Annotated in this window: 13 protein-coding genes; 3 read left to right on the top strand and 10 right to left on the bottom strand. The window is 64.3% G+C overall.

Annotated elements, in window-relative coordinates:
* Positions 1–168: 168 nt before the first annotated feature.
* Entirely contained in the window at positions 169–777 is a 609-nt protein-coding gene (locus tag MWN33_RS18735) for a recombinase family protein (protein WP_247202580.1), read from the bottom strand.
* 596 nt (positions 778–1,373) lie between these two features.
* On the opposite strand from MWN33_RS18735, the gene MWN33_RS19115 reads away from it, so the two are divergent.
* Complete coding sequence (locus tag MWN33_RS19115; RefSeq protein WP_281493861.1) at positions 1,374–1,499, top strand: hypothetical protein; 126 nt, start codon at positions 1,374–1,376, stop codon at positions 1,497–1,499.
* On the opposite strand, the gene MWN33_RS18730 is transcribed toward MWN33_RS19115, so the two are convergent.
* The gene (locus tag MWN33_RS18730) at positions 1,496–2,083 is read right to left on the bottom strand and encodes a DUF2293 domain-containing protein (RefSeq protein WP_247202579.1); all 588 of its coding nucleotides are present in this window, start codon (positions 2,081–2,083) and stop codon (positions 1,496–1,498) included. The genes MWN33_RS19115 and MWN33_RS18730 overlap by 4 nt on opposite strands.
* 309 nt (positions 2,084–2,392) lie before the next feature.
* On the opposite strand from MWN33_RS18730, the gene MWN33_RS18725 reads away from it, so the two are divergent.
* Positions 2,393–3,454, top strand: a complete 1,062-nt coding sequence (locus MWN33_RS18725) for a DMT family transporter (protein ID WP_247202578.1) — start codon at positions 2,393–2,395, stop codon at positions 3,452–3,454.
* Between the two features lie 86 nt (positions 3,455–3,540).
* Here MWN33_RS18725 and MWN33_RS18720 read toward each other — a convergent pair whose 3' ends face one another.
* The 7 genes from MWN33_RS18720 to MWN33_RS18690 all read right to left on the bottom strand — a co-directional run bounded on the left by MWN33_RS18720 (position 3,541) and on the right by MWN33_RS18690 (position 10,548).
* Positions 3,541–7,191: a hypothetical protein gene (locus MWN33_RS18720; protein ID WP_247202577.1), complete on the bottom strand. Its 3,651-nt coding sequence runs from the start codon at positions 7,189–7,191 to the stop codon at positions 3,541–3,543.
* A gap of 335 nt (positions 7,192–7,526) precedes the next feature.
* Complete coding sequence (locus tag MWN33_RS18715; protein ID WP_247202576.1) at positions 7,527–7,961, bottom strand: hypothetical protein; 435 nt, start codon at positions 7,959–7,961, stop codon at positions 7,527–7,529.
* Between the two features lie 64 nt (positions 7,962–8,025).
* A complete protein-coding gene (locus MWN33_RS18710) occupies positions 8,026–8,616 on the bottom strand; it encodes a DUF3102 domain-containing protein (RefSeq protein ID WP_247202575.1) in 591 nt (196 codons plus the stop codon).
* Positions 8,617–8,730: 114 nt separating this feature from the next.
* Positions 8,731–9,147 carry a hypothetical protein gene (locus tag MWN33_RS18705; protein ID WP_247202574.1) on the bottom strand — a complete coding sequence of 139 codons (417 nt, stop codon included), beginning with the start codon at positions 9,145–9,147 and terminating at the stop codon, positions 8,731–8,733.
* Positions 9,148–9,161: 14 nt separating this feature from the next.
* Positions 9,162–9,344, bottom strand: coding sequence for a hypothetical protein (locus MWN33_RS18700; protein ID WP_247202573.1), 183 nt, complete (start codon positions 9,342–9,344; stop codon positions 9,162–9,164).
* Between the two features lie 3 nt (positions 9,345–9,347).
* Positions 9,348–9,854, bottom strand: coding sequence for a hypothetical protein (locus MWN33_RS18695; RefSeq protein WP_247202572.1), 507 nt, complete (start codon positions 9,852–9,854; stop codon positions 9,348–9,350).
* A gap of 247 nt (positions 9,855–10,101) precedes the next feature.
* A complete protein-coding gene (locus tag MWN33_RS18690) occupies positions 10,102–10,548 on the bottom strand; it encodes a Bro-N domain-containing protein (RefSeq protein WP_247202571.1) in 447 nt (148 codons plus the stop codon).
* Between the two features lies 1 nt (position 10,549).
* Here MWN33_RS18690 and MWN33_RS18685 point away from each other — a divergent pair, with 1 nt between their 5' ends.
* Positions 10,550–11,125 carry a hypothetical protein gene (locus tag MWN33_RS18685; protein ID WP_247202570.1) on the top strand — a complete coding sequence of 192 codons (576 nt, stop codon included), beginning with the start codon at positions 10,550–10,552 and terminating at the stop codon, positions 11,123–11,125.
* Between the two features lie 37 nt (positions 11,126–11,162).
* Here MWN33_RS18685 and MWN33_RS18680 read toward each other — a convergent pair whose 3' ends face one another.
* The gene (locus MWN33_RS18680; RefSeq protein WP_247202569.1) at positions 11,163–11,567 is read right to left on the bottom strand and encodes a BRO-N domain-containing protein; all 405 of its coding nucleotides are present in this window, start codon (positions 11,565–11,567) and stop codon (positions 11,163–11,165) included.
* Positions 11,568–11,841 lie beyond the last annotated feature (274 nt).

Here is an 11,841-nt window from a genome sequence, read left to right as displayed (position 1 = left end):
GGCTGCGCCTCATGTTCTGGTCCTCTCAGTGGGCCAGAACGAACTTCAATCTGGATTAGCCAGGAGGGGCAACGTCATTGGCGACAGCGGCCCCGCGTGAGGCAGGCCGGCATTCAGATTGCCCTAGTCGCTCGCGACGGTTCGGTTACGGGCCTATCGCTCGTCGCGTCAGTTTGATTCCAGCGCTGGTGCGGCTGCCACCACTCGCTGCACGGCAGACACGCCAATCCCGAGCGTCTTCGCTACCTTGAGGATGCCCATCCCTTCGGCCCTGAGAGCCCGTATGCGGGCCTCTACATCGCCCCCTACGGTGGGCCTGCCGAGCTTCGTTCCGGCCGCCTTGGTCCGCGCAAGGCCCGCCTTCACACGCTCTTGGATCATGGACCGCTCGAACTCAGCGAAGACGCCCATCATCTGGAACATGGCCCGCCCGGCGGGTGTCGAGGTGTCGAGAGCCTGCTGGTGGAGATAGAGGTCCGCGCCACGGGCATGCAGCTCCGTGAGGAAGGACACAAGGTCCGGCATGGAGCGGCCGATGCGGTCCACCGACCAAGCCGCCACCAAGTCCACCTCACGGCGCGTCACGGCCTTAAGGAGGGCATCGTAGCCGGGCCGCTGCTCCCGCCCCTTGGAGCCGGAAATGCCGGCATCCTCGAACACGGCCACGACATTCCATCCTGCCTTGGCGGCCACGGCCTCCAGCTCACGGCGTTGGTTCGCGGTGGTCTGCTCACCCGTGGAGACCCGGAGATAGAAGGCGACACTCTTGGCGGTCATGGGGCTGGCCTCGCTTGGAATGACATACCGAATACAACTGGTTTTGGTATATCGTCAAGCGGTGTCGCGAGGCGTTGAAAATGTTGGGGCGGGAAAGGCGATTTCCGAGGGGGTTATCGGTATGGGGTCGCGGAGAGGGGTTTGAGATGTGGTTGATGATGGTGATCACCTCCACCGCCCGCCTCGGTGCTCTCTAGGTGTGAACCTTCACTCCCTATACAGGACCCGTAAGGCCATCGCTTGGGGGCCTCAGCGCGACTGCGAGGTGGCTTTCTGTAGGGACGGCTCTGCTCCATCTACAGGAGGCATAACTTCAAGTTATTCCTCAAAGAGTTATCCGAGTTGACCGTTTAGGGCTCGTGCTGGTGCATGTCATGGTGGCCTCGCGGTTTCGCTGAGGTACATTACTAGCGCGTACAACACGGCCGGGAATGAACCGCACGGCGCCGCCTCAATCGCAACGCATTGACGCGGTAGTCATTCCGCCGTCGCAACTGCGGCCTAAGCCCCATCCCATGATGCTGGGCTTCTCTCACACTCACATCGACGCACCAGCGTCAGCCGCCGACCACGGGTCGAAGCGGCCAAGAGGGTATATGCGTAACCACAAGCTCACCCCGCCCGCGCCTTCCATCGTCCGCTCCAGTCAGGATTGGAAGCCCGAGCCCTGCGGCCTCACGCGCGAGCAAATCCGCGCCATCATCATCGAGCAGATCGGCTAGTCTGCCGCCTCGCGGGGGCGCTCGGTGCGCTCCTGCTCCCGCCTCTCCAGCCACCCCTTCAGATACTCGGCAAGGGCCGCGTTCTCATTCGCGGTCAGTACCGGCCGGGGCTTTTTGCGGCCCTTACGCCACGCCTTGCGGAACTGCTTCCGCACCGCGACAAAGCCCTCATCCTCTTCGGGTGAGCCATGCCGCCATTCGGCTACGCTGTCCGCCACCTCGGCATTGACGACCTGCCGCGCCTCCTCCCGTGTCAGCCCCTCACGCCCGCCGTTCACCCGTAGCAGGCGCTCGTAGTCGGTTGCACGGTGCCGGATGGAGCTGGTGGCCAGTACCCCCGCTATCTCCCCCAAGCGCCCGTAATGGCCGCCCTTGCGCGCCCTTTTGATCAGCTCAAGGCGCCATTGAGGGGGGCAGCCGGGGTACATGGCCGTGAGATAGATGCCGAGTTGATCGAGGAAGCGTGCGCGCTCCTCGGGGCTCGGGTCGATACGGAAGAACCATTGCGACTTCCCCCGCCTCGGATGCGGCGGGCTTGCCGGCTCCTGCACGGCGGCTGCGGTGGTCGTGTCGTCTGATGTCATGGCACCCCCGAGGATAGGGCCGCGAGGTGCACCGGGAGAAGACGCTCAGGGCGAGTCAGAGTGACTCACCAGCAGCCGGGAACGGTGCCCGGCAGGGTGTGGAGGGGCGGGACAGAGCGGCAGCGTACGGGGCTCGTAGGGGCGCCCTTGAAGGGGTCGGAATGCGGGACTGGAGGCCCCCGAGGGGGGTATCGCGCGTTTCTTCTCATTCAGATAGGCGCTCAGAATTTTCCGGTAAAATATCCTGTGCCTTTCCATTCCTTGCCTGCGATCAGAGATACACACCCCCAAGCATGCTAGCCTTCGGAAATGGCACGCACATATTCTCACCTTTGGCCCGGGGTACCGCTGGCGCTGCTATCGGCTCTCCTTTTCGGAGCCTCAGCGCCCTTCGCCAAGATGCTCGTGGGCTCGGTCGCGCCCCAGCTACTCGCTGGTTTGCTCTACCTTGGCGCAGGCGTCGGCTTGGCTTTGGTACAGGGCGGCAGGGCTGCCTTGGGCATTCCGGTCACAGAGGCCCCTATCCGCCGCCATGACCTGCCGCTGTTGACGGCCGTTGTCTTGTGCGGCGGGCTTGTCGCACCGCTTCTTTTGATGTTGGGCCTCCAGCGCACATCGGCCGCCTCTGGTTCACTCCTGCTGAATTTGGAGGGCTTGGCCACGATGTTGATTGCATGGGTTGTGTTTCGCGAGAACGTCGATAGGCGGCTGATACTTGGAGCACTCGCCATCGTCGCAGGCGCCGTTATCCTGACATGGAGCGGGGAAGGCGCACATCTCGACACTGGCGCCGCGCTCATCGCTGCCGCGTGTCTCGCATGGGGCATCGACAATAATCTGTCGCGCAAGCTGTCCTCGGCAGACCCGGTTGTCATAGCGACCATCAAGGGGCTGGCAGCGGGTGGTGCGAACATTGCCATCGCTCTGCTGCTTGGTGCATCGATGCCCCCGCTCTTTGTGACAGGCGCGGCGACGTTGGTGGGCTTCCTCAGTGTCGGCGTGAGTCTGGTGCTTTTCATGCTGGCGCTACGCCATCTCGGCGCAGCCCGAACGGGTGCTTATTTTTCGCTGGCCCCCTTCATTGGGGCACTCATCTCCGTCGCGCTGCTGGCCGAACAGGTGACGGGCCAACTGGTTACGGCTGGACTGCTTATGAGCGTTGGCCTCTGGTTCCATCTCACTGAGCGTCACGAGCACGAACATGTCCACCACGCGATGGAGCATGAGCACACTCACGTCCACGACGACCATCATCAGCACGACCACGACGGTTACGTGACTGAGCCGCATTCACACCGACACCGGCATGCAACTCTGCATCACACCCACCCACACTACCCTGACATCCATCACCAGCATCACCACAGCTAGGGGCACCGGCCCGCATCTCGTAGTCATTCGGATGATGCCCCAAGGCAGCGCCTTAACACCGCCTTGGGGTCTCGTGCACCTCACCCTTACCTTGCCTTCGGCACAAACTCCGGCCGGCCTTGCGACATCGCCCCGAAGAGCGCCGTCACCGGGAGCGTGTTCTGCCAGATGAGCGGGCGCAGCACGTCGCGCATCTCCTGCCGGGACATCTGCCGCCCCTGAGCGAAGGGCGCGACGATGGCGCTCACCGCGTTCGGCAGCTCATCCACGAGGCCCATGGTCGGGTTCCCGAAGATGCTCGCGGAGAGCCCCGTGGAGCGGCTGGAGAACACCGGGTCCCGCCCCGTGATGCGCGCCGCCGTGTCCACCAGCATGGGCACGAGGGCGGACATGCCGGTACGCTGGAAGGCACCCAAGGCGATGCCCTTGGCGGACAGGCGCTCCTCAAGCTGCCGCTCGGAGAGTGTCGGAGCGTTCGCCACGGTCTGCGCTACGTGCCCCATGGCGCCCGCGAAGGTGGTCGCGAGGAACACCGCCACGCTCTCCCGGTCCCACATGTGGACGTTGTGGAGGAGCTGCTTGGAGTGCGCACCGATGACGAAGGTGCGGAACTGAAGCACCACCTGCGCCACCGGGTGAGACATCCACGGCGCCAGCATGCCGATGGAATTCTCCTGCACCATGCGCCGCGCGCGCCTGTCCACGGCCCGCTCGAAGTGTGCAGCCGCTTCAAGGTCATCCCACTTGTCGAGGTTGATCCGCTCCAGCTTGAAGGAGGAGCCCTCCACCAGCGTGCGGTGCGTCCGCATCTGGCCCATGACCCGTTCCGCCATGTCCCCCGTCAGGCCAAGCGAGCGGAGCCGCTGCACCGGAATGGTGGCCTCCCCCGATGCCGCGCGGGAGAACCAATGCAGGATGGAGTTCGTGGACCAACGGTGCAGGCCGGTGTTGATGGCGTTCAGCCCGGACACCTCAAGCGTCACATGCTTGGCGATGCCGAGGCCACGCTCCACCTTCCCCACCCACGGCGCCGTGACGGCCTGCGTGCCCCATTCCGGGTCTCCGCTCTGGCGCCAGTTGCCGGCATTGCGCAGCCGCTCGGCTCCAAAGCCCCAAATGGCCTCAATTTCCTGACCGATGGCGGAACCGAGTTTGCCCGTCGCGGCATCGCGGGCGATGACCCGGAAGCCCGGTATGGAGGCCAAAGCCGCCTTCACCCCCGAGGAGGCGAAGATGTTCCCCAGCTCCGCAATCTGCGCAAAGCCGACCTGACCGAGCACACGAGCAAGGCCGTAGTCCCGCGCCAGCCTCCCGGCCGTCGCCAGTCCGGTGTTCTGGTCGTGAACCGGGATACCCACCGTCCCCTTGTAGAGATAGGTGAGCAGGTTCACGTCGCTCTCCAGCTCCGCGCGGTCCTGCCCCACTTCGGCCGCCACGGCACGGACCTTCTCAATCAGGGTGTCGAACTCCCCGTCATGTGTGATGCCGTCAATGAGGAGGTGACGTTCCCCCTCCACGACGTTCTCCACCCGCATCCGCGCCGCCGCGATGCGTCCCGACATCTGCCGGTTATAGGTCCGCGTGAGCTTCTGCACGTCCCTCTCAAGGAACAGCTCCGCGAAGCTCGTCACCGAGCCGTCCGACATCTCAAGGCGCAGATTCTCGTCGAGGAGAACGCGATGCTTGGCCCGCGTCACCGATGCCTTGTCCGTGGGCCGCGTGAGCTGCGCCATGACGTTCTCCACGTCATCCGGGGAGAGCCCGTCAAGGTCGCTCAGGAGCCCGCGAACGCCCTCAAGGTCGCTGCCGAAGAACGCCCCGTGGGTTCGGATGTTGGCACCATAGGCCAGTTCCCGCATCTTCCTGACATAGCCGCGCGCTACCTTGTCGAGCAGCTCGGGGGCCAAGTCCGGGTTCAGCCGGCGCATCGCTACGGCGGTTGCCTGCGTGAGTGCAGGGAGCCCGTGGCGGGCGTAGCTGGCTGTCACCTTCGCATAGTCGAAGATGCGCGGCAGGTAGCCCTTCGCGGGAGGCGCGCCGGGACCGAAGCCGGCCACGGGACGGAGCTGACCGGCAAGGCCAATGGCTGCTCCGGGGTCGCTCGCCATAACATGGTAGTCATGGAAGAACCGCTCAGTGCCCTTTGCGGCCTTCATCACGTGCGGGTCGAAGCTGTCCGAAGGGTCCAGCGAGGAGACCGCGTGGGCGACTTCCTCATTGAAGGTTTGCCGGGCAAGGTCCCGCTCACCGAGGCCGTATCCCTTCTCCTTCACCCACGCCCGATAGGCCGTCTCGTGCTCCTGCGAGAGCCGGGCGTCCATCTTGCGGGCGATAAGAGCTTGGTCCTCCATGGCGGAATAGAGGGTAGCCTCAGCCTTGTTCGCGCTGCCCACGGCATCCTCCCCGAGCACGTTGGCGAACATGCGCGTGAGCGGGTTCTTCGACATCTTCGCCCGGCCTGTGGCGTCGAAGCGCACGCTACCCAACGCTGCCTCCGGGGCGTTCTGCTCGGTGGCGTGCTGGACGTAATCGGCCGCGTCTGTGCGGAGCGAGCTGTGTTCGGTGCCGGATGAAGCAGCGCCCGCCGAACTGTCCCTCGGACGCAGCGGAACGGCCCCATAGGCCCCCTCCACTTCCTCCACGGTGTCCTTCGAGAGCTGCCGTAGGGCCGCCGCTTCCTCAGCCATGTGCGGCATCTTTGAGAGCGAACCGAAGGCCGCCCCCATGAACGCCCCGCCGGCACCCGCGAGGAGCACCGCATCCCACTCCGGGTTCGGCTTCAGGCTCTCCTCAGCCCCCGCGAGGCCGGCGTTGATGGCCGCGCCTGCCGCCCCTGCACGGAGCGCACGCTGGAGCTTGTTGAGCTTCGTTCCCCACATGATGGCGTTGCCGGTGCCAGCCGTGGCGATGCCAACGCCGATGCCGATTGGGTCCCCCAGCGAGGCGCCTACGGAGAGCAGAGCGCCCGTGATGCCGGCCTCGGAGAGGGTCCGCTGCCGGTCCATCTGAGCGAGCAGCTCGCCCCGGATGGCGTTCGCTTGATCGGCCGAGGCGGCGTTCTCGAAGGCCCCCCAACGGTCCTGAGGGATGCCCTTGGTGAGCGCCTTGAGGCGGTCTTCGGTGAGCGTGAAGTCGGGATCATCGGGCATCAGCCACGGCTTGGAGAGGAGCCACCCGGTGAGCGAGTGCTCCTGCGCGGCTGCCGCGACCGTCTCACCGATGCCCGGCCCCGGAGCGGCCTCCGCTGCCATCTGCTCGGGGACCGTGATGGGCCGCGTGGGGGCGCGGTCAGAGGGGAGGATGTCCTGCCCTCCTAGGAGCGCCGCAGCCTTGGCCTTATGAGCCTCCATCTGCGTCTCCACCTTGTCCTTCACGGTGCCCGGAGCGCCACCAGCGGCGGCGTCCGAGCGGTCGTAGCGGCCCACACCGCCCGCGTTGATGGCGCTGTAGATGTCGAGAAGGCCCATGCCGGGCTTCACCCCGGCGTCCTTCAGGTAGCGTTCAGCGGCCTCCACCTGCGCCGTTACGGTCATGTCCTGCGTCACGCCGTACTTCGCGCGCTGCGGCTCGCCCCACTGGATGAGGCCGCGATGCTCACCCCACTTCGTGGTGGGGCCTTTCTTCCACGGGTCGAAGGTGCCGCCCGTCTCGTAGGACATGGCCGTAGCGAGGTCGTTAGGGGACACGCCAAGGCGTTCGGATGACGCCCGGATGGCGTCCGCGAGTTCGTTGCTCATGGTGATGTTCAGGGGCTCGTTAGGCGGTCGCGAGGGGGACCGGCCGGACAAAGAAAAGCCCCCGCTCAGGGTGTCTGAACGAGGGCGTGAGGGGGACTTGAAAGAGTCGTTGGGGGTGGTGGAGAAGGGCGGCGGGCGCCCCCTCTCAGCTCACAGAATGCTCGCCCGTCGTCAGACGGGACACGCATACGCGTGGTCGTAGCTCCCAATCTGTAAGTTGAGGTATTTTGGACGTTCTAGTGTCTGCCCTTTCGTTCGCTCTGAACTCAGAGGGGATGTTCTGTTTTGCCCAAGTCGGTTTTGCACTCTTCTGGTCTTGCAAGGGTCTAAGAGAGCTACTCGCCTTGTGTAAGGACTTCCGCAACGGGTAACGAGACTGGCGAAGAGGGGGCGCCCACCCTTACTGTGGCAACACCGCGTTCCCCCTCAGTGGCCCCTCGCTCGGCCAAGGCGAGGATTTTCAGGGCGTATTCGGCGTCCTCTCGGGAGAACGTTGTGGCGGCTTCGGCCTTCTTGCGGGCTCGTTGGTCGGCTTGCGTCTCACCGTAGAGGAGTTCACGAAGCGACATATCACCGGACAGGATGGTGCGGGCGCCCGCACCTTTTTGAGCTGCCTGCATGTACTCAGCGGCGACGCGATAGGAGCACCCACAATGCGCAGGCACCCAATCCTTGAAGGTGGGCAGCGCCGGGTCCAGCTTTCGAGCGGCCTTCAGCTCGACCTTCGCGCGCTCCAGCGCCTCACCCGCGCGGATGGCCTCGGCCACCATGGACTTGCCGTGGAAGAGGACTTGGCGGTGGGCATCGGAGATTTCACGGGCGAGGAAGGGGCCGCTAACAGACCGCTTCCGGGGTCATCCCGAACGCCTTGGCGAAGCCGGCGAGCTTGCTGGAGGCTGCCGCCTGCTCCCCTTCCGTGGCGCCACGGGTGGCGAGGGCGTGGAATTTGAGAGCGCGTTCAGCGTCCTCTCGGGTGAAGGAACGGGGCGTGGGGGTTTCGGGCTGGCGGGGCGTTGCGTGCGCGTCGAGGAATGCGTTGATGCCCATTTCAAATTGGTCCTGCGGGACCATTTTGGAGCGGAACACCTTGGCGACCCTCAGATACTTCCGGCCCTGCTCATAGGAGCACTCGCATTGCTCTGCGACCCACGCGGCGAACGAGCCGTGAGGCACCTTCTTCTTCGCCTCGATCAGCGCCTCCCCGGCCCGCTTGGCCTCCATCAGCATAGACTTGCCGTGGAACTGCACCTGCCGGTGGGCGTCGTTGATCTCGCGGGCGAGGAACGGGAGGTCGATGACAGGCACCGGAACGGTGCTGGGGAGTTCGAGCGCGCACATGGTGTGAGCCTTCATTGCGATTTCAGCGCCCCTCAAGGCGCGGCTGGTGATGGTGGGGAGGCGGGGTTCAACGGCGGGGCGGTTCATTGAGGGCTCCGAGGAGAACGCTGGGGCCAAAACGGAAGACGCCCGCCACGACCGCCGAAGGGCTCGGCAGAAGGACGGGCGAATGATCCGTAATCGCGATAGTGAGGGGTTAGCCTAACGCCTTGATTTTACTGACTTCGGCTCTCCGCACACCGGCCGCCCCAGCGCCTCCAATTGCCGAGTGGTCCGCACCCGGTGGCTCCGCATGAAACGCGCCACGGACAGCGTGTCCGCCTCGAACATGGCGAGGGCCCTGTCCAGCCCCTTGCGCACCCTCGGGTCCCCGTTAGCGAGCGGCAGGAGCCCCCCAAGCGCCTCTGCCCATGCCCCGAAGGCCGCATGGATGTCCTGCCGGCTGATGCGGAAGAGCTGCCGCGTTACGGCGGTCAGTTCCTCCACTGCCCTCAGGGCCTCCTCACGCGAGCCGGCGTTGGCGATGACAGCACCGAGTTCGTCCCTACGGTCCAGCAAGCGTTGCCGCTCCCCGGCGCTTCGCGTCACGTAAGGCAGCGAGAGGGTGTCGGATTTCATCGTCGCCCTCCCTTTCACGCGAGTACCGAGAGCAGAGCGCTCACGCCCCCGAACCACGGCAGGATCATCGACAACACGACGCCCAAGAGCCACCCTTTCGCGCCCCAGTAGATCATCCCGAGCGGCGCGCTAGCTATGTAGCCGAGGACGAGGATGCACGCCCCGATGCCCCCGAGGCGGTCCATGAAGTCCGTCATGGGTCACGCTCCATCGGACGCGAGGCGAAGGGCAAGGCGGCGCTCCACCTCGGCCTCAAAGGCCGCTTCGCGCTTGGCCTCGCGAGCCGCTTCCGCAGCATCCCACTCCGCTTTGATCCGGCGGTACTCAGCCGCATCGGCCCTCTCCTTCTCCTCGCGGGCGTGAACGATCCGCGCCATCGCCTGAGGCCGAAGACGCCACATCAGCCGAAGCCACGGACGACGCAGGCGCCAGAAGCGATGACCGAGCAGGGCGCGGCACGAGACGGAGGGAACCAAGGCGATAAGAAGGGCAGGAACGCCTAGAGCACACCACGGATAATGAAGAGCCGGCCGGAGCTGGTGGGGGATGCAGATAGCGCAGCCGTCGTCCTCAGTCGGCATTGCGAACTCCCACCCGAGCGGGCCAGTGGTGGCTTTGATCCACCCGGCACCCGCTTTCCGAATGCTGGAGGCCGGTTCATCAGCCGGGAACACCCACACCGAGCCGACGCCCGGAAGACGGGCCACGATGCCGTCCGACCAGAACCACCAGCGGGGCGCTACGGCGTTGATATAGGCGGCCTGAGCGGCCTTTGAGGGGATGGGAAGGGTGTCGGAAGCTGCCGGGGGAGACATCGTTAAGGAGCCCTTAATGGAAACGTGAGGGCACCTGAGTAATGGTCTCGGGAATCCGTCGTCCAATGAGTTTTTCGAATCCGTCCCGGATTTGGATTCATGAAGGTGATGGATGAGCGGCGCTTCTCAGGGGACACCTTCACTCCCTATACAGGACCCGTAAGCGGCGAAGGCGGCCAACCACCACCACTTCCGCAGCGAGCCACTCGCGGAACTCCTTTGCCTCCGGCTTGGTGGGCGCCATGAGGACGTGGTTGCGGCCGGCGCGGGTGAGGAAGATGAGGCCGCGATTGGGGAAGCGGCTAAGGTCATAACCTATGACCATAGAGCGATTGATGAGGATGCGCTCGGTCTCAGGCACGCCGAGCATATCGAGGTAGCGCCGCGCCGTGCCCGTCTGCATGTCGTAGCCGCATCGCTCCAGCAAGTCGCGCGCAGCCATCAGGTCCCCCAGCTCCGGGTGGTGGATGGCGAGGGTCTCGGTGCCTTTGAAGGGGACGGTGATAAGGGCGGACGCGAAGAGCTTGCGAGGATCGAAGCGAGCATTAAAATACCACTCGCAATCGACTTGGCACGAAGAGGGCATAATGCTGGAAGCTTCCGCTGCCGTCGCGTCCGCCGTTGTCGCTGCGTTTGCACTGCTCTTCACATGGAAGGGTATCCGAACAAGCGCTTTGCGAACCGAGGATGTATACCGCTGGGCGAATGAAGCAATCATCTCGCTCAACTCGCTGTATCTACTTCTATACCTCTCTCGCCATAAGCTTCTGAAAGCGACAGATATAGATACGAAGACAGATGATATTCTTTTCACAACGTCGAATCTCGTCGAACAAGGCAGGCTTCTATTCAAGAACGCTTATCACAAGACGCACGGCGCGGAGAAACAGCCCGCCTACCGTGGCCTCCGTCCTGCCGTGCTCGACCCCTTGGTTTTAGCTCACCAGATCGCCTGCCATTGGCGTGAGGCTGATGAGGACCGGCGCGCGGCGATGGAAGCCGTTGTGGACGATTGCGTGAAAACATTCGTCTCTCTGGCGCAGCACGAAGTCGGTCGAAAGGGGACGGTATCGAAGGACACCCAAAAAGGTGGCAATGGCGCAGACCTGTTCCATCGCCTTGCCGATGTGACTCCTGAGCAGATTAGAACGCTACGGCGATAGAACTGGTCGCCACGTTTCTGGAACGGCTCTGCTCCATCTACAGGAGGCATAAGCGGGCCACCGTGCCCTCTCCCACGGTCGCCCGGTCGGCGCCCTGAAGGACGTAGCCGCCCGTCTTCCTGATGGTGGGGAGCACCTCCCCGAACACCCAATCCTTGAAGGCGCGCGCTTCCGGCTTGTTGCTCCGAGCGATCAGCTCGTACAGGCCAGCCTCGGAGATTAGGGCATTAGGCCGCCCACCCTGCGGGCCGATATCAACCCTCCCACGGCGAACATCAATCGGATTGAGGTTCGTCAGGTGGCGGGTAGAGCCGCCAGCGAGAGTGAGGCCGAGGGCGCGGCAAACGTCGGTCGCAACGAACCATGGGTTCCCCTCCAGCGGCACTACGCGAATGCGGTAGGTGGTCGTTGCGTTGCCGTTGCGGGTGATGACCGAGAGCATAAGGTAGCGGCTCGGCTGCCCATTTCCCGCCCGGAGGCATTGCGCTTTGGACATCGAGAAAATGCGTCGGCGTGAGCTGATGGATGCACTTGGCGCCGATTTCTTATGTCGCGAGGAGGTGCGGCTTTCCCACCCTGTCTTTCAGGATAGCCCAATTCGCGCCGATGTCGTCGCCGTTCCCTTGGTCCCCGAATACAGTGACACGGTTTTCGCGTTCGAGGTGAAAGAACCGACGCCGGATTGGAGTTACGCTAGGTGGGCTCAAACAATCCAC

The sequence above is a fragment of the Ancylobacter koreensis genome (assembly GCF_023016525.1).
Classification (GTDB): Bacteria; Pseudomonadota; Alphaproteobacteria; order Rhizobiales; family Xanthobacteraceae; genus Ancylobacter; species Ancylobacter koreensis.
The sequence above is the reverse complement of the archived record's forward strand: the minus strand, read 5'-3'. Positions and strand labels throughout refer to the sequence as shown.

Excerpts from the sequence above, each read along its gene's own strand:
- MWN33_RS19115 (WP_281493861.1), top strand. The coding sequence starts at position 1,374 with ATGCGTAACCACAAGCTCACCCCGCCCGCGCCTTCCATCGTCCGCTCC.
- MWN33_RS18720 (WP_247202577.1), bottom strand. The coding sequence starts at position 7,191 with ATGAGCAACGAACTCGCGGACGCCATCCGGGCGTCATCCGAACGCCTT.
- MWN33_RS18685 (WP_247202570.1), top strand. The coding sequence starts at position 10,550 with ATGCTGGAAGCTTCCGCTGCCGTCGCGTCCGCCGTTGTCGCTGCGTTT.
- MWN33_RS18735 (WP_247202580.1), bottom strand. The coding sequence starts at position 777 with ATGACCGCCAAGAGTGTCGCCTTCTATCTCCGGGTCTCCACGGGTGAG.
- MWN33_RS18690 (WP_247202571.1), bottom strand. The coding sequence starts at position 10,548 with ATGCCCTCTTCGTGCCAAGTCGATTGCGAGTGGTATTTTAATGCTCGC.
- MWN33_RS18730 (WP_247202579.1), bottom strand. The coding sequence starts at position 2,083 with ATGACATCAGACGACACGACCACCGCAGCCGCCGTGCAGGAGCCGGCA.
- MWN33_RS18705 (WP_247202574.1), bottom strand. The coding sequence starts at position 9,147 with ATGAAATCCGACACCCTCTCGCTGCCTTACGTGACGCGAAGCGCCGGG.
- MWN33_RS18680 (WP_247202569.1), bottom strand. The coding sequence starts at position 11,567 with ATGCTCTCGGTCATCACCCGCAACGGCAACGCAACGACCACCTACCGC.
- MWN33_RS18715 (WP_247202576.1), bottom strand. The coding sequence starts at position 7,961 with ATGGTGGCCGAGGCCATCCGCGCGGGTGAGGCGCTGGAGCGCGCGAAG.
- MWN33_RS18710 (WP_247202575.1), bottom strand. The coding sequence starts at position 8,616 with ATGAACCGCCCCGCCGTTGAACCCCGCCTCCCCACCATCACCAGCCGC.
- MWN33_RS18700 (WP_247202573.1), bottom strand. The coding sequence starts at position 9,344 with ATGACGGACTTCATGGACCGCCTCGGGGGCATCGGGGCGTGCATCCTC.
- MWN33_RS18725 (WP_247202578.1), top strand. The coding sequence starts at position 2,393 with ATGGCACGCACATATTCTCACCTTTGGCCCGGGGTACCGCTGGCGCTG.